Raw genomic sequence first — 16,782 nt, 5'->3', positions numbered from 1 at the left:
GTTCGAATCCCCAGGAGCTTACACAAGTAAGTGACTGGGGTGAGAACACGCAGCTAACGCGCCTGCGGCTTGAAGTATGACGGGGAAGCCGCTTCGGCTGCGTGGCGCAGTTTGATAATCGCGCCCGGCGTATCCAGACCAAAGCTCAGCAGCGCCATCTCATCAACCACCAGCAAAGCGCGATGCTGACCGGCTGGCGTCAGTGCCAAACCGGGCAAGGCCCACACTTTCTCTTCGCCGCCCAGCGTACGCAGGCCATCTTCACCCACCACGATCAAATCTGGTGCGGCTGCGACCACGCCTTCCTGCGACAGCTGCTGATAGTGCGGCACCGCCGCCATCGCATTGATCAGACCCGCGCTGCGGATCGCGCCGTCCGCGCCGGTTTGCGCGCCCGCCGCCTGAGTGCGCATGCCGCCGTGCGCCATGATAAACAGCACTTTGATCGGCAACGGTTTTTGTGGGATCTGCGCGCGCTGCTTGTTGATCTTTTCGATCAGCGCGTTGGCTTCCTCTTCACGATGCAGCGCCTTGCCGATGGTAGCGATTTTTTCCGCGATGGCGTCGAGGCTGTTTTTGCCGGTGACATCCACCACTTTTACGCCAGCTTGCGCCACTTGCTGCAGCACCAGCGACGGTTTTGCCAGCTCGCTGCTTAGCACCAGCGTCGGTTTCAGCGCCAGAATCCCTTCGGCATTCAGCTGACGCATATAACCGACATCCGGCAGCTTGTTGGCCTGCGCCGGATGCTGGCTGGTGCTGTCGCGCGCCACCAGATCCTGCTGCGCATCCAATGCATAGATGATTTGCGTGACGTCACCGCCAATCGAAATCACCCGCTCGGCCGCAACAGCCGGCAGCGCCAGCGCAGTCAGCAGCAACAGAAGTTTTCTCATGCTGATGCCTCCAGCGACATCACTTGCTCGCGCCAGCGCGCCTGCTCCGGCGTGCCTTCGCTGCGCTGACCATACAGCTGCGCGATCTGCGTGCCGTCGGCGGCAAACAGTTCCAGGCTGGTGACGAAGCCGTCGCCGCTCGGTTTGCGCGTCACCCAGCTTTCGCTGATGTGATCCGCCATTAAATGCAGCGTGAAGGTGGGATTGAAGATGTTGATCCAGTTATCCATCGGCATCAGCTTCTGCACCGCGCCGGTGAAGATCTGCGTGCAGCCACGGTTGCCGATAAAAATCATGATTTCGTTGCCGTCCTGCTGCGCCAGATCCAGCAGCTGCGCCAGCGAGTCATTGCTCACCTGACGCGCCAGATCGTCCGCCACCGCGCGGAACGCCTGCGGGCGCGAAATGTTGTGGCGCTTCAGCAGGCCAAAAAACTGATGCACATCGGTGATGGCGCGCCATTCGGCTTCTACTTTGCTGGCATCAACCGCACTGCTGTATTGCGGCGCGCTGGCGGGCTGCGGATCTAACGCCGCCGCGTTCTCCAGCACAAACGCCGCAATCAGCGCATCCCACGCGGCGAAATCGGTGTTGTCGGTGGTGTAGATTTTCAGCACCGCATCAGCGTGGCGATCAAAAATCTGGATGCTTTGACGTTCACCGTGGGCGCTCTGCTCACGCAGGAAGAACGCGCTGTGCCACTGATGCGGGAACAGACGCTGATCGAGCGCGCGCGGGTTGAGAATCAGTCCGGCGTGTTCGCCGAGGTGCAGGTTTTCATATTTGCCCACCTGCTCGTGAACCGCATATTCATTGCGGGTGATGCTTTTGGTTTCACCCACCGCCGCCAGTGCTGCCAGCAGCGCAGGGAAATCGGCTTTTAACGCCTTTGCATCCTGGCCGACACGCGCTTCACACAGCTGCGCTTCGCCAATGCCCATCAGCGCCGCGAGATCGCGCGCGTACTTTTTCGGATGCTCGCCTTTCAGCGCCAGATAGTGATCGTAACGTGGGTTCATTGCCTTGCTCCATGAAAATGCCCTGCGCTGCCGCAGGGCGAAAAGTGATTAGAAATCGACGTTCACACCCAACTGGAAGGTGCGGCCTGGCATCACGGCCAGGTTGATGTCGTTGCGTTCCTGGGCATTGCTGCTGGTCAGCGTGCGGCTGCTGGTGTAATCCCAGTATTTGCGATCGGTAATGTTATAGATGCCGCCGCTCAGCTTGACGTTTTTCGTCGCCTGCCAGTAAGCGGTCGCATCCACCATGCCGTAACCCGGTACGCGCATATATTCCGAGGTGGAATCAGTGATCGCCGTGCCGGTGTTGGTGTAGCTTTCGCGGTTGGTCGCCGTGGCCTGCTTGCCTTTCACGAAGGTGGCGGTCAGCGCTGCGCCGTAGCCGCGCGCTTTGTCATCCCACGCCAGGCCAACAATCGCTTTCAGCGGCGCGACGCTATCGAGATCGATGTACTTGTCACCGGCGTAGCTGGACTTGGATTTACCTTCGTTATAGCCCAGCGCAAAGGTGCTGCTCAGGCCATCGACCTGCGGGAACCAGGTGCCGTAATTTACTTTGGTGGAGATCTCAGCACCATAAATGTAGGCCTTATCGCGGTTTTCAGCCTGATAGCTGGTGTAGATGTTGCTCGGTACGTTGACGAACATCTCCGGATTGGTGGCGCGGCGATAGCGCGTGTAGGCAATGAAGTTTTTGTACTGGTTGTAGAACACCGAGGTGTTGACCGTTACGCCCTCAGTCGCCTGGCCTTTCAGGCCCCACTCGAAGTTGTTGCTGGTTTCGGTTTTCAGATCGGTGTTACCAATCAGCGCATACTGCGCGCTACCCGCATAGCTGGAACCCAGGTTCCATGAGCCATACAGCTGGCTGGTGGTGGGGAACTGCACGCCGCGTTTGTATTGCAGATAGGTGGTCAGCGCTGGCGTTAAGTCGTACTGGAAGGTCAGCGATGGCAGCACCTGCGTATCGGAATTGGTTTTGCCGTATAGCGCATCAACCTGCTCTTCGGTCAGCACCGTGCTGCCGGTGGTGAGATCGCCGAGATTTTTCGGCTTGGTGCTTTGATACATCACGCGCACGCCGGGAATAACTGCGAAATTGTGGCTATCAAGATCGAAATTGATCTTATCTTGCAGATAACCCGCCACCGCGAAGGTGCGGCTGTCAGACTGCGGCTGCGTGATGGCGCTGAAGGTACTCGGCGCTGGCTCCTGACGGAACGGACGTTCGCTGTTATCCAGGCGCGCGTTGACACCGGCACTCAACTCATGACGGCCCAGCGTTTTGGTGCCGCGCGTATCGAAGCCGTAGGTATCGACGTTGAAATCGGAATAGACAAAGCCGTACTGGCTGGCGCTGGTCGGCAGATAGGTATTGTCGTGCGCTTCAGTTTGCTGCCAGTAAAGGCGTGTAGTTAGCGTATCGATGACGTCGTTGTACGGCGTCCACTCATCCGCCAGATTGATGCCCCAGCGACGCGTGTCACTCTGCTGCTGCGCGGTGCCCCAAACGGTGTTGCCGCTGGTGTCCCAGGTATCGTAATGGCTGTGATTGGTTTTGTGATAGTAATCGAAAGTAGCGCTCAGCTTGTGCTGATCGTTCGGCTGCCAGATGCCGGACGTCATAAAGGCGTCAGAGTGCCAGTTGGCCGGATAAGCCTGTTTCACCTCGCTGTTGTTGCGGGTTTCCTGACCGTCGCGACGGCTGTAAACAAACAGGCCGCGCAGCTCATCATCGCCAGCGGCGGCGGTGATGCCGTTGTGCCAGCTGCGATTCGATGAGTCGTAATCGCTCTGGTAACCGAAGTAACTATTTTTGTCGCTGCTAAGGTAATCGTCAGCGGTTTTGTTGTGGAACGAGACGTTACCGCCAATCGAGGTATTCGGCTGATCCACCGCCGTGGCGCCCTTCTCAATATCAACGCTGCCGAACATGTAGGGATCGATGTAATCGCGGCCAATACCAAAGGTGTTGTTGCCGGTGCGGCTGACGTAAGGGCGGCCGGTGGCATCCGGAATCGGAATGCCATCGATATCCATGCCGACGCGGTTACTCTCCAGACCACGAATGTTGTAACCGGTGTAACCTGCGCGATCGAAACCGCTTTTGCCGGCAGAGGATCCGCCGCTGGAACCGGTGGCGCTGATCAGCGGCTCATAACGCATGATCGAGCCGAAATCGTTCGCGCCGCGTTTTTGCAGCTCTTGTGCCGTGATGGTGGTTTTATTGCCGGCCTGCTGTTTTGGCGCGGTGACGGTGAGAACCGGTTCATTGCTGGTGCTGTCGCTGGCGGCAAAGCTGCAAGCGGCATGAATGGCTGAAGATAAGATGGCAACTTTGAAAAGACGTTGCTGGGCCGTTCCCTGAAAGAGTGAAGACATGCGCGAAATACCTGGTTAATTGTTAGTATTCGCTCACTTGCTTGCTGCCGGAAAGTACGGGCTTTGGTTAAAAGACCGTAAAAATTATGGACTTATTTTATGTAATAAATGATGTCGACAGGAATGTAATGCAAGTGGTAATCATTATCAACTAGCAGTAAGCTAAGATGTATCTTGGACCGCACATTTTGTTAACTTATCGAGCTAAAAGAGACACGTCATGTCACAAAAACCGGCTATTAACATTCATTACTGCACACAATGTAACTGGCTGCTGCGTTCCGCCTGGATGGCGCAGGAGTTGCTGCATACCTTTGCCGAGGATTTAAGCGCGGTAACGCTCCAGCCGGGAACCGGCGGCGTGTTTGAGATTACGATTGATGGTCAGGTGATTTGGGAGCGTAAGCAGGAAGGCGGATTCCCGGATGCGGCAGCGCTGAAGCAGCGCGTGCGCGATGTTTGCTGGCCGGATCGCGCGTTGGGGCATGTGGATAATAAGAAGAGTTGATTTAGGGTTGGTGCGGTTTTCTGGACGGTCGCCATGAATGGCGACCCTACGTTCGACCTTCTAACTTTTAGCGATCTTTTCCGCCGCTTCATGCAGCGCGCTGATCACTATCTCCAGCGCCTCATGCGAAATATCTTCCTGCGCCAGACGATGATTCAGAGTGTGTTTAATCAGATGAATCGCCTGCTCAACCTGCGGAATGCTGCGGTTATTCACCAGAATCGCCAGCGAGGTTAAGCGCTCGATAATCGCCTCAACATTGTCACGATTCTCCGCCAGCAGCGCCACGCCGCTCTCATTCAGCGCATAAGCTTTACGCGATGCCTGCGCATCGACCACGCGAATCGCATCCATCTCTTCGAGCAGCGTCAGGTTGGGATAGATAATGCCGGGGCTTGGTGAGTATTCACCTTTGGAGAGCTCTTCAACCGATTTGATCAGCTCATAACCGTGCGCAGAGCTGATGGCGAGAAAGTGCAGCATTAACAGGCGGATATCGCTGGCATCCAGCATCCGCTCCCGACGCTTTTTACGTGCGCCTGCACAGACGGTACGCTGTGCGTGATCGGACTGCCATGGAAAATCCCGCTGCTGTTTCATTGCCTTCCTGAGCGCTAATTAAGGGAGGTTGATAGTAGTCTGCCGCCTGGCAAAATTCAACACAGGCGGCAGCGCGCGCGGCGTTGGCGTTATTTCTGATGCCAATAGGCTACGGCGCGCACGTAATCGCTATCTGCACCACGTCCCTGGGTGAAGTAATCGCTCAACAGTTTCACCGCTTCGCCCTCGCCCGTCAGCCAGATGAAGTATTTAGTGGCGGGCAGCGTAATCCTATCCAGCTGCGCCGTTATCGGTGCCAGGTTATCGGCCTGCATGGTGCCGCTGCCCAACCAGCTCACCTGCACATTCGGCAGATCACCGAGATAATCGCGGCCGGTGGCTTCATCGGCATAGGCCAGCAGGTGAATTTCCTGCGCCTGGATTTCGGTGTAACGACGTTTAAAGGCGGGCAGACCGGTCTCATCACAGACGTAAATCTGGCAGGCATAATCCGCCGGGATCACCAATGAACCGCGCGGGCCGCCCATCGCGATTTGATCGCCCACTTTGGCTTCGTTTGCCCAGCTGCTGGCAACGCCGCCATCGTGGATGTAGAAATCGATGGTCAGGGAATCGACGCCGTTAAATTCCAGCGGCGTGTAATCACGCGCGGCAGGACGCACGCCATTCGGCCAAACGATGCCTTCATCGGTGATCTGCGGCAGCGCCAGCTCAGCACCGGCGTGTTCCGGGAAGAACACTTTGATGTGATCGTCAAACGATGGCGAATTGAAGCCGGCCAGATCGCTGCCGTTGAAAACAATGCGCCAGAATTCACCGGCAATCAGCGTTTTGCTGACCACGGTGATGTGGCGGAAACGCAGTTCATTGCGCACACGACGTGGTGCGCGTTCGGAAGGGTTGGTTTGCAAGTGGTGTCTCCCTAAAAGATAGTGAAAGTCATTCTCATCTGATGGGGAGAGAATAGTTATGATATATCTTCGATGCAATGCCGAAAAATGCTATTGGAAAATTGGCATGTCAAAACAGCGCGATAAATCGCGCCGCTACGATGAAGTGCAGTCAGGGATTAGGTGCAAATTACAGGCAGGAATTGTAGCGGCGCAATTTATTGCGCAAAGAATAAATGGGTATTACTGCCGAGACCGTGCAGAAATTGCTACGGTCTGGTGCGGAATTTAAAACGAGATTACGCCTGGTGATTGCCGCAGGTAACGAAACTGCCATCATCCTGGGTATGGTTTGGCAGCACATTGTCGCCCAGAATTTCATGCTGCGCACAATGCGGTTGATGCGGATGCAGTCCGCCCGGCGGTGAAAAAGGTTCAGCCATCTGCGCGCTTGCCAGCGAAGAAAACGCTACAAGCGCTGTCATGAGGAACAACGGTAGAAGTCGCATAATTTTTTGTCTGTTCACTATAGCGGCCCGGAATGGACCAGAAATGCAGGTGATTATCCAGCCTGATGTGTGGCGGCTGGTGATTTACGCGGCCAATCAGGTTTCGATGAAGAATTTTACGCCTATTACGCCAGTGAGTTTATAAAATCGTGCGGTTTGTCACGGTTTACCGCACGAATTATGCATTACTTATCCGCCACCGGAATATAGAAGGTGCCTTGCAGCAGATCGGGCGTACTGTATTTCAGATCCAGCTTGAGCAAATCTTTGCCCGCACGGCGTGCCACGCCCAGCGCTGGCAAGTGGTTGTAGTAAATCTCTGCGGTAAATGCGTTGATCTCTTCCGGCGCGCCGTGCCAGTCAATCTCCGCATACAAACCACTCTCGCCGGTCCAGTTCTGCACGTTGCGCGGCAGCACATCGGCGTACTGACTCTCCAGCGCCTGGAACAGGCTGATGTGCTGCTGATCGGCAGAATGTACGCCCGGACTGAACTGGAAGCCCAGCCAGCCGCGGTTCACATGCTGGCCGGCAAAGGCGATGAAGTCGCGCGTATGCTGCGCCACCACATGATTATGGTGATCGATGTATTCCCCGAAGCGGCATTCCCACTCAATCACTTCGCCACACAGCTGAATCTCCGGCTTCTGCGCCAGACGCGCATTGACCCACTCGCGCTGCGTGGAGATGCGGCTGTGGAAATCCTTCATCAGCATTTCCGGAATGCGACGATAAGCACCCGGCGTCATTGAGAAGTGACTTTTAAACACGCGGGTAAAATTCTGCTGATTATCAAAACCGAAGCGCACCGCAATATCGATCAGCGGCATGCTGGTCAGACGCAGCGCCATCGCCGCCATGGTCAGACGACGTTTGCGCGTGTAGGACGCCAGCGTTTGCCCGGTCATCTCTTTGAACATGCGCTGCATGTGCCATTTGGAGTAACCGGATTTCAGGGTAATCAGATCGATGTTGAGCTCGTCGGTCAGGTTCGCTTCTATCCAGTCCACCAGATCGTTGATGTACTGTTTTTTTACATTCAGGCTGAGCATGATTTTGATGGTCGAATGAGGTGGTTAACGTAATGAATTTGCGTTATTCGTCACATAAATATAACAAAAACGTATTACTAACGTAAGGAAGAGTAAACGTACCGAAGCGGGAAAAGCATTAATTGCTTAGGTTACTAACGTTTTTTGGATAGTAAAAATAAAAAAGGTCGCCATGAATGGCGACCCTACGGGGATATCAGCGGATTCTGTCAATGCCGGAACTCAGTGCGAACGCATGCCCGCTGCCGTCATCATCATACGAAACAGTGATGCCACCACACCGAGTGCCAGCACGCTTGCGCCGTAAATGATTATCAGCCACATCATCTGCTTCCACCACGGAATCTTCGTTTCAGAGTGAGTTTTCATGTTGCTGACCTCGGTTTTCATATCAATGGTATCCTTCGTCGGCTTTGATTTTTCCGCGGAACACGTAGTAACTCCAGAAGGTGTAACCCAGAATGACCGGAATAATCAGCAAGCCGCCCACCAGCATAAACGCCTGGCTGCTCGCCGGAGACGCCGCCTGCCAGATGGTGATTGACGGTGGAATGATGTTCGGCCAGATGCTGATACCGAGGCCCGAGAAGCCAAGGAAAATCAGCGCCAACGTCAGGATGAACGGCGAGTAATGCGCTTCACGTTTGATGGCACGCACAATCCCCCACGAACACAGCACCACCAGCACCGGAACCGGCAGGAACCAGAACAGGTTCGGACGCGAGAACCAGCGCTGCGCAATATCCGCATGCGTCAGCGGCGTCCAGATACTGATAATGCCCACCACCAGCAGCAGCGTCAGCGTCAGCGGCGTCGCCAGCGCAGACATCTTACGGTGCAGATCGTGTTCGGTTTTCATGATCAGCCAGGTACAACCCAGCAGCGCATAGGCAATCACCAGACCAACGCCGCAGAACAGCGGGAACGGCGCTAACCAGCTCATCGCTGAACCCGCATATTCACGGCCAACCACCGGGAAACCATTCAGGATGGCGCCAACCGCCACGCCCTGACTGAAGGTGGCCAGCAGTGAACCGGCAATGAACGACTTATCCCAGAACGGACGGTGTTCTACCGTGGCTTTAAAGCGGAACTCAAAGGCTACGCCACGGAAGATCAGGCCAATCAGCATCGCCGTCAAAGGAATCGACAGCGCATCCAGTAGCACCGAGTAGGCCAGCGGGAACGCGCCATACAGCGCCGCGCCGCCCAGCACCAGCCAGGTTTCGTTGCCATCCCAAACCGGGGCAACGGTGTTAACCATCATGTCGCGTTCGATAGGATCTTTGTTGAACGGCAGCAGCAAGCCAATGCCGAGATCAAAGCCATCCATCACGATGTACATCAAGGTGCCAAAGACGATGATGGCAAACCAGATAATTGAAAAGTCGATCATCTTAGTGCTCCCCACTCTTTTCGCTATGGGTTTTGGCCGCCGACAACGGACGCGCTGGCGTGTGATGCTGACCCGGACCACCGTGATCAACCTCTTTACCTTCGCCGGTCACCGGACCCTCTTTGATCAGACGCATCATGTAGAGGTAACCGACACCAAACACCGACGAGTAGACCAGAATGAACGCCAGCAGGCTGATGCTCATGTGCATATCGCCATGCGCCGAGACCGCATCAATGGTGCGCTGCACGCCATATACCACCCAAGGCTGACGCCCAATCTCGGTAGTAAACCAACCGGCCAGAATGGCGATCAAACCCGATGGGCCCATCAGCAGCGTGAACCACAGGAACGGACGCGAGTGATACAAACGGCCTTTGAAACGCAGCCACAAAGAAACTACGCCGAGCGTAATCATCAGCAGGCCCAGCGCCACCATCACGCGGAATGACCAGAAGATAATGGTGGAGTTCGGACGGTCCTCTTTCGGGAAGCTCTTCAGCGCAGGAATCTGCTTCTCCAGGCTGTGCGTCAGAATCAGGCTGCCGAGGTACGGAATTTCCAGCGCGTACTTGGTGCGCTCCTGCTCCATATCCGGCACACCGAACAGAATCAGCGGCGAGGCTTCACCTGGCTTGTTTTCCCAATGTCCTTCGATTGCCGCGATTTTCGCTGGCTGATGCTCAAGGGTGTTCAGGCCGTGCGCATCACCGATCATCGCCTGAATCGGCGCGACGATCAGCGCCATCCACAGCGCCATCGAGAACATTTTACGAATCGCTGGATTGTCGTTACCGCGCAGCAAATGCCATGCGCCCGACGCGCCAACAAAGAAGGCGCTGGCCAGGAAGGCACCGACCGACATGTGGAACAAGCGATAAGGGAACGATGGGTTGAAGATGATTTTCAGCCAATCTTCCGGCACCACGATGCCGTTCTGGATGATGTAGCCCTGCGGCGTATGCATCCAACTGTTCGACGCCAGAATCCAGAAGGTGGAGAAGATGGTGCCGAGCGCGACCATGCAGGTTGCAAAGAAGTGCAAGCCTGGACCGACGCGGTTCCAGCCAAACAGCATCACGCCAAGGAAGCCCGCTTCAAGGAAGAAGGCGGTTAACACTTCATAGGTGAGCAGCGGGCCGGTGATACTGCCAGCAAACTGTGAGAAACCACTCCAGTTAGTACCAAACTGGTACGCCATCACCAATCCGGATACCACGCCCATGCCGAAGTTAACGGCAAAAGCTTTCGACCAGAAATGGTAGAGATCGCGATAGGTCTCGTTACGGGTTTTCAGCCACATCCCTTCAAGCACCGCCAGGAAACTGGCGAGACCGATGGTGATGGCTGGAAAGATAATATGGAAGGAAACAGTAAATGCGAACTGAATCCTAGCCAGATGAAAGGCGTCTAATCCAAACATTGCTTACCTCATTGCCACAAATTACACCGAATTTTTACTTATAATTAACAAGCAGAGCGCAGCGGTTATTTCGCCGTGCTTAAAGAAATGTCGCGCCAATGTAAAAGGAAGTGGTGCGAACGAAAAGATACAGGGGAAGTCGGTAAAACTATAACAGTGTTTTTTGATTTCGATCATTGTTTTCAGTAGAAACTAATACTTTAAAATCACCACGTTAAGGTTAATCACCCTCATTCATTGTGACAATATTGTTATTATTTTTCGCTTATTCCCGCTGTGCTTATCAGGTAACCACTTCATTTATTTATTTTTTAGTGCGAAGAAAAAAAGCGTTATTTATAGCAACTCATCGAAGCATGTAAATATTTCCGGACAGCGCGAGATGATCAGAATTGTTAATTAAAAGATAATTAATTTAATACGAAAAGCGTAATTCCTGCTGCTTATTAGTGACGTGATGTAAACGATGCGGCATTAACCCGCTACGGCATGGCATTTGCCAGCGGCGACAAGCTGTGCTTTTTTAGAGCAGTAATCAACCAGTTAAACAGCGAAGGAGAGGTTATGGCCCGTCTTACTGCACAGGATTTCCCTCAGGAACTGCTCGAGCTTTACGATTACTACGCCCATGGCAAAATCAGCAAACGCGAATTTATCTCGATGGCAGCGAAATTTACCATCGCCGGTATGACGGGCGCCACGCTGCTCAGCGCCATGAGCCCCAACTATGCGCTGGCGCAGCAGGTGGAATTTACCGACCCGGCGATCAAACCGGAGTACATTCACTATCCGTCACCGCAAGGTCACGGTGAGGTACGCGGATATCTGGTGCGACCGGCCAATGCATCCGGCAAAGTGCCTGCGGTGGTGGTGGTACACGAGAATCGTGGCCTTAATCCCTATATCGAAGATGTGGCGCGCCGCGTAGCGAAAGCCGGTTACATCGCGCTGGCACCAGATGGTTTGAGCTCGCTGGGCGGTTATCCGGGCAACGATGACGAAGGTAAAGTGATGCAGGCCAAAGTCGATCCCGCTAAGTTGATGAATGACTTTTTCGCCGCGATTGATTTCCTGATGCATCACCAGGAAGGCACCGGCAAAGTGGGCATTACCGGCTTCTGCTACGGCGGCGGCGTAGCCAATGCGGCGGCGGTCGCGTTTCCTGATTTGGCCTGCGCGGTACCCTTTTATGGCCGTCAGCCTAAAGCAGAAGATGTGCCGCGCATCAAAGCGCCGCTGTTGCTGCACTACGCCGCGCTGGATAAAGGCATCAACGAAGGCTGGCCAGCCTATGAAGAGGCGCTGAAGGCCAATCACAAAATCTACGAAGGCTATGTTTATCCGGGCGTGAATCATGGTTTCCACAACGATTCGACGCCGCGTTATGACAAAGCCGCCGCCGAATTAGCCTGGAGCCGCACGTTGGGTTGGTTTGAGAAGTATTTACGCGCGTGATGCCGTTGTAGGGTCGCCATTTATGGCGACCACCTCAGAGCCGTTGTAAGGTCGCCATTTATGGCGACCTCCTCAATGCGCCTTCAATATCCGATGCACATTGCTCTCCAGCCAATCCGCCAGCCCGGTCACCTGCCCTTCTACTTCGCGGCCTAACGACGTTAGACGATACTCAACGTGCGGCGGCACCACTTCATAGGCAATGCGCTCAACAAAACCATCCTCTTCCATATAGCGCAGCGTCTGCGCCAACATGCGTTCGCTGACGCCGCCAATCTTGCGACGCAGCTCGCTAAAGCGCAGGGTTTCTTCGCGCAGCGCCAGCAAAATCAGTACGCTCCAGCGGCTGGTAATGCGCTTCAGCACTTCGCGCGACGGGCAATTCACGTTCAGCAACTCACCGCGCGTAAATTTTTCACTCATCTTTTCAGACATTTAACTTACCTTCCCCAAACTAACAAATCTGTAAGTACTTACTAAAAGTTAGTTTATCGCTTAGGCTGTTTTCATACCAGTTCAAAAGGAGAACAACATGATTGCGATTACAGGTGCCACGGGCCAACTGGGCCGTCTGGTGATTAACGAGTTATTGAAAAAAGTGCCGGCTAGCGAAATCATTGCGGCGGTGCGTTCACCGGAGAAAGCGGCCGATCTGCAAGCGCTGGGCGTAACGCTGCGTGCGGCGGATTACAGCAAAGCGGAAACGCTGCAAAGCGCATTTGCCGGGGTCGATAAGCTGCTGCTGATCTCCTCCAGTGAAGTCGGCCAGCGCGAAGCGCAGCACAAGGCGGTGATCGATGCGGCAAAAGCCGCCGGCGTTGGCTTTATCGCCTACACCAGCTTGCTGCACGCCGATACTTCACCATTAGGTTTAGGCGTTGAGCATCGTGCGACTGAAGCGCAGCTAAAAGCCTCCGGCATTCCGTTCGCGCTGCTGCGTAACGGCTGGTACACCGAAAACTACGCGGCGAGTATTGCGCCGGCGCTGGCGCATCATGCCTTTATTGGGGCGGTGGGCGAAGGTCGCATCGCTTCCGCGGCGCGCGTTGATTATGCGGCGGCGGCGGCCGAAGTGATCAGCCGTGACGATCAGGCGGGCAAAGTGTATGAACTGGCTGGCGATGACAGTTACACGCTGGCGCAGTTCAGCGCCGAGATTGCCAAACAGTCTGGCGAGCAAGTGGATTACATCAATCTGCCACAAGCCGAATTTGCCGCCGCGCTGAAAGGTGCCGGTTTGCCAGATGGCTTGTCTGAGATGCTGGCGGATTCCGATGCCGGTGCCGAAAAAGGCGGCTTGTTTGATGATAGCCATACGCTGAGCAAACTGATTGGCCGCCCAACCACGCCGTACGCGGACGTGATCAAGGCGGCGTTGCAGAAGTAAGGTTAACCAGGTCGGCATGAATGCCGACTCTACGCCATTTTGTAGGGTTGGCATTCATGCCAACCTGGTCAATCACCGCTGCGTTTGCCATAAATTGATCAAGCCACCCCGCGCTTTTTCGCGCAAATTTTAGCGATTTTCTTAAATACAGATAATTCTGCGTCCCTATTTAAACATCCATCCTAAAAGCCGCTTTCATTTCCTGAAATATAGTCCGTTGTAATCGCTGAAAAATCATAAAAACACCGGATCCATCGACATGATTTATTACGTTCATAGATAAATCGCATTGTTGTTTCGCCCGTTCAGAGCTCTATAATTTGTTCTTTACGCATTCAAGAATTTACCAGGAGGCTGCTATTAATACTAACCAACAGCAATATAACGCTTTCGAGGATCGACGCGCTGATGCTGAACTGGAGTATCAATATAATCCTCACGAGTTCGTTCGCGAAGGTATGCAGGATTCGGAGCCGGAACCCGAGCTGATTGAAGGTTTGCCCGCGCCGGATGCGCTGACGCCTGCCGATCGCTACATGGAACTGTTTGAGCAGGTGCAGACATCGCACATATTTGCCGACAGCAAAACGTTTCCGGACTGCGCACCAAAATTCGATCCGCTGGATATTTTAATCCGTTTTCGTCGTCGTAAACGCGCAGCGGATTTTGATCTGGAAGCATTCGTGCACGAACATTTTTATTCACCTCAGGTGAATGAGAGTTTTTATGTTTCTAATCCAGATAAAACCTTAACCGAACATATTGACGATCTGTGGCCGGTGTTAACCAAAATGCCGCAGCAACATTTAGCGCACTCATCGCTGCTGCCGTTGCCGAAACCGTATGTGGTGCCCGGCGGCCGATTTGGAGAAACCTATTACTGGGACTCCTACTTCAGCATGCTCGGCCTCGCCGATGCGGGCCGCGACGATCTGCTGCGTCACATGGCGGATAACTTCGCCTGGCTGATTGATAACTATGGTCACGTGCCGAACGGCAACCGTACTTATTATCTCAGCCGCTCGCAGCCGCCGGTGTTTGCGCTGATGGTTGAACTATTCGAAGAGGATGGCATTCGCGGTGCGAAACGCTATCTCGATCAGCTGATGAAAGAGTACCAGTTCTGGATGGACGGCGCGGGCGAGCTGATGCCGCATCAGGCCTATCGCCATGTGGTGCGCATGCCAGATGGTTCGCTGCTGAACCGTTACTGGGACGATCGCGACACGCCGCGCGATGAGTCGTGGCTGGAAGATATTGAAACTGCGAAGAAATCGGGGCGTCCGGCCAATGAGGTTTATCGCGATTTGCGTGCCGGTGCTGCATCGGGCTGGGATTACTCTTCACGCTGGCTGCGCGATCCGCAGCGTTTGGCGAGTATTCGCACCACGCAATTTATTCCGATCGATCTCAACGCGTTCCTCTACAAGCTGGAGCTGATGATTTCGACGCTGTCGCACGCCAAAGGTGAAGAGCTGACGGCGTTGGCGTGGCAGAAAAAAGCCGATGCGCGTAAGCAGGCGATTCATCGCTATCTGTGGGATAACACCGCCGGTGTGTACCGCGATTACGACTGGCGCCGCGAGCGCTTTGGCGCCTTTACCGCTGCTGCGGTGGTGCCGCTGTTCCTTGGCCTCGCCTCGCCTGAACAGGCGCACTTGCAGGCCGTGGCGCTGCGCCATCTGTTATTGACGCAAGGCGGCTTGTTAACCTCGATGGTGGAGAGCGGTGAGCAGTGGGATAAACCCAATGCCTGGGCTCCGCTGCAGTGGATGGCGGTGGTCGGTTTGAATCACTACGGTGAAGAGACGCTGGCGACAGAAATTGCCGTTAACTGGCTGAATACCGTGAATAATTTCTACTCACTGCATCATAAGCTGGTGGAGAAGTATGACATCAGCGGCGATCGCGCCCGTCCGGGTGGCGGCGGTGAGTATCCGCTGCAGGACGGTTTCGGCTGGACCAACGGCGTGACCCGCAGGTTGATGACCATGTATGGGCATTTGCTGGCGGATTGATTAATGCGCACTGTAGGGTCGCCATTTATGGCGACCCAATGCGCAATATGTGAAGCGGTCGCCATGAATGGCGACCCTACGGTTTACCCCGCCAACCCAAACCCCTGCTTACCATTCTTCTTAATCTGATACATCGCTTCATCGGCCCGCGTCAGCGCCTCATCGAAGCTGTCGCGCTCCTGCACTTGCGCAATACCGATCGACGCACCAATCTGCGCGTGCCCGTTATCAATATCAAACGGCGTCAACGCGGCATCCAGCACCGCCTGCATCATAATGCGCACTTTCGGATAGTCGATCAGGAACGGCATCAGCAGCACAAATTCATCGCCGCCGAGTCGGCCAATCACCACGTTTGGCGGCACCACGTCGATAATGCGCTGGCTCAGCTGAATCAACACTTCATCACCGCTGCGATGTCCCAGCGTATCGTTGACGTGTTTGAAGTTATCGAGATCGATAAACGCCACGCACAGCGGCCCCAGCGCTTTCATCTTGCTGAACTGCGTATGCAGCGCATGGCGATTGGTCAGCCCGGTAAGCGGATCGTGATGCGCCAGCGATGAGAGCTGCGCTTCATACTGCTTCTCTTTGGTCATATCGATGTGCGTGCCGGTGACTTTGATCGGATTGCCCGCAGCGTCCCATTCGGTGACCCGCCCGCGATCAAGCACCCATTTTATCTTGTCGTTTTTACCCAGCATGCGGTGCAGCGCTTCGTAGTAAGGCGCGCGCCCTTCGATGTGATCGTAAAAGGCTTTCAGCACTTCATCGGCGTCATCCGGATGCAGGCGATCGCGCCACACATCGAACTGCGCTTTGGTCTCTTTAGGCTGGAAACCGAGCATCGCGCCCCAGCGCCGGTTAAAAATCACCAGCTTGCCGCTGGGAATATCCAGCTGCCACAAACATAAACCGGTTCCATCCAGCGCTGCACTCAGCTTGTTACGCGCGTCATGCGCTATACGCTTTAATCGCGCATTATGCTTTTTCAGGTTCTGAATCTGCTGACGTAGCGCTTCTTCTGACATGGTTGGCTGAAGGAGAGGAAATAAGCGCTATTTTGCCTGCCGGGAAGTTTCTGTAAATAAAACAAATGAAAAGCCGATTAGCAGCGGCAAATTGGAGAAACTTCAGGAGTAACGTCGAAAGTTTCCAGTCAAAACAGCTGACTAAACTTACTTAAGTGCCAGTCTTTAGTAAGGACTAAAGCGCCATCTAAGAATTTTCTCAAATTCCATTTAATAACCGTTTAGTTTCGTGCCGCTGTAGGGAGTCACTGGCGC

General features: G+C 54.5%; 16 protein-coding genes. 4 read left to right on the top strand and 12 right to left on the bottom strand.

Annotated features, from left to right (window positions below; translation table 11 throughout):
• Positions 1-53: 53 nt before the first annotated feature.
• The 3 genes from HX773_RS10860 to HX773_RS10850 are packed head-to-tail and all read right to left on the bottom strand — an operon-like array spanning position 54 to position 4,297.
• A complete protein-coding gene (locus HX773_RS10860; protein ID WP_176971517.1) occupies positions 54-896 on the bottom strand; it encodes a hemin ABC transporter substrate-binding protein in 843 nt (280 codons plus the stop codon).
• Positions 893-1,915, bottom strand: coding sequence for a hemin-degrading factor (locus HX773_RS10855; protein WP_176971516.1), 1,023 nt, complete (start codon positions 1,913-1,915; stop codon positions 893-895). Before HX773_RS10855 ends, HX773_RS10860 begins: the two co-directional genes overlap by 4 nt.
• Positions 1,916-1,963: 48 nt before the next feature.
• Positions 1,964-4,297, bottom strand: a complete 2,334-nt coding sequence (locus tag HX773_RS10850) for a TonB-dependent receptor domain-containing protein (RefSeq protein ID WP_176971515.1) — start codon at positions 4,295-4,297, stop codon at positions 1,964-1,966.
• Between the two features lie 220 nt (positions 4,298-4,517).
• Here HX773_RS10850 and HX773_RS10845 point away from each other — a divergent pair, with 220 nt between their 5' ends.
• Positions 4,518-4,805 carry a SelT/SelW/SelH family protein gene (locus tag HX773_RS10845; RefSeq protein WP_176971514.1) on the top strand — a complete coding sequence of 96 codons (288 nt, stop codon included), beginning with the start codon at positions 4,518-4,520 and terminating at the stop codon, positions 4,803-4,805.
• 60 nt (positions 4,806-4,865) lie between these two features.
• On the opposite strand, the gene HX773_RS10840 is transcribed toward HX773_RS10845, so the two are convergent.
• From HX773_RS10840 to HX773_RS10810, 7 genes are all read right to left on the bottom strand, one after another.
• Positions 4,866-5,405, bottom strand: coding sequence for a PadR family transcriptional regulator (locus tag HX773_RS10840; RefSeq protein ID WP_176971513.1), 540 nt, complete (start codon positions 5,403-5,405; stop codon positions 4,866-4,868).
• A gap of 89 nt (positions 5,406-5,494) precedes the next feature.
• Complete coding sequence (locus HX773_RS10835) at positions 5,495-6,277, bottom strand: siderophore-interacting protein (protein ID WP_176971512.1); 783 nt, start codon at positions 6,275-6,277, stop codon at positions 5,495-5,497.
• A gap of 278 nt (positions 6,278-6,555) precedes the next feature.
• Positions 6,556-6,699 carry a hypothetical protein gene (locus tag HX773_RS10830; protein WP_255433205.1) on the bottom strand — a complete coding sequence of 48 codons (144 nt, stop codon included), beginning with the start codon at positions 6,697-6,699 and terminating at the stop codon, positions 6,556-6,558.
• Between the two features lie 251 nt (positions 6,700-6,950).
• Positions 6,951-7,817 carry a helix-turn-helix domain-containing protein gene (locus tag HX773_RS10825; protein ID WP_008107201.1) on the bottom strand — a complete coding sequence of 289 codons (867 nt, stop codon included), beginning with the start codon at positions 7,815-7,817 and terminating at the stop codon, positions 6,951-6,953.
• A 222-nt stretch (positions 7,818-8,039) separates the two neighbouring features.
• Positions 8,040-8,207, bottom strand: a complete 168-nt coding sequence (locus HX773_RS10820) for a DUF2474 domain-containing protein (protein ID WP_176971510.1) — start codon at positions 8,205-8,207, stop codon at positions 8,040-8,042.
• 1 nt (position 8,208) lies between these two features.
• Positions 8,209-9,213: a cytochrome d ubiquinol oxidase subunit II gene (cydB, locus tag HX773_RS10815; protein ID WP_008107197.1), complete on the bottom strand. Its 1,005-nt coding sequence runs from the start codon at positions 9,211-9,213 to the stop codon at positions 8,209-8,211.
• 1 nt (position 9,214) lies between these two features.
• On the bottom strand, positions 9,215-10,636 hold the full coding sequence (locus HX773_RS10810) for a cytochrome ubiquinol oxidase subunit I (RefSeq protein ID WP_176971509.1): 1,422 nt from the start codon (positions 10,634-10,636) through the stop codon (positions 9,215-9,217).
• 564 nt (positions 10,637-11,200) lie between these two features.
• On the opposite strand from HX773_RS10810, the gene yghX reads away from it, so the two are divergent.
• On the top strand, positions 11,201-12,091 hold the full coding sequence (yghX, locus tag HX773_RS10805; protein WP_176971508.1) for a YghX family hydrolase: 891 nt from the start codon (positions 11,201-11,203) through the stop codon (positions 12,089-12,091).
• A gap of 72 nt (positions 12,092-12,163) precedes the next feature.
• On the opposite strand, the gene HX773_RS10800 is transcribed toward yghX, so the two are convergent.
• Positions 12,164-12,526: a helix-turn-helix domain-containing protein gene (locus tag HX773_RS10800; RefSeq protein ID WP_008107191.1), complete on the bottom strand. Its 363-nt coding sequence runs from the start codon at positions 12,524-12,526 to the stop codon at positions 12,164-12,166.
• Between the two features lie 97 nt (positions 12,527-12,623).
• Here HX773_RS10800 and HX773_RS10795 point away from each other — a divergent pair, with 97 nt between their 5' ends.
• Positions 12,624-13,478: an SDR family oxidoreductase gene (locus HX773_RS10795; RefSeq protein ID WP_176971507.1), complete on the top strand. Its 855-nt coding sequence runs from the start codon at positions 12,624-12,626 to the stop codon at positions 13,476-13,478.
• A gap of 359 nt (positions 13,479-13,837) precedes the next feature.
• Positions 13,838-15,496: an alpha,alpha-trehalase TreF gene (gene treF / locus HX773_RS10790; RefSeq protein WP_052026007.1), complete on the top strand. Its 1,659-nt coding sequence runs from the start codon at positions 13,838-13,840 to the stop codon at positions 15,494-15,496.
• Positions 15,497-15,579: 83 nt separating this feature from the next.
• Here the strand turns inward: treF and HX773_RS10785 are convergent, their stop codons facing one another.
• Entirely contained in the window at positions 15,580-16,527 is a 948-nt protein-coding gene (locus HX773_RS10785; protein ID WP_176971506.1) for a sensor domain-containing diguanylate cyclase, read from the bottom strand.
• Positions 16,528-16,782 lie beyond the last annotated feature (255 nt).

The organism is Pantoea sp. B9002 (assembly GCF_013385945.1).
In the GTDB taxonomy this organism is placed as follows: domain Bacteria; phylum Pseudomonadota; class Gammaproteobacteria; order Enterobacterales; family Enterobacteriaceae; genus Pantoea.
The sequence above is the reverse complement of the archived record's forward strand: the minus strand, read 5'-3'. Positions and strand labels throughout refer to the sequence as shown.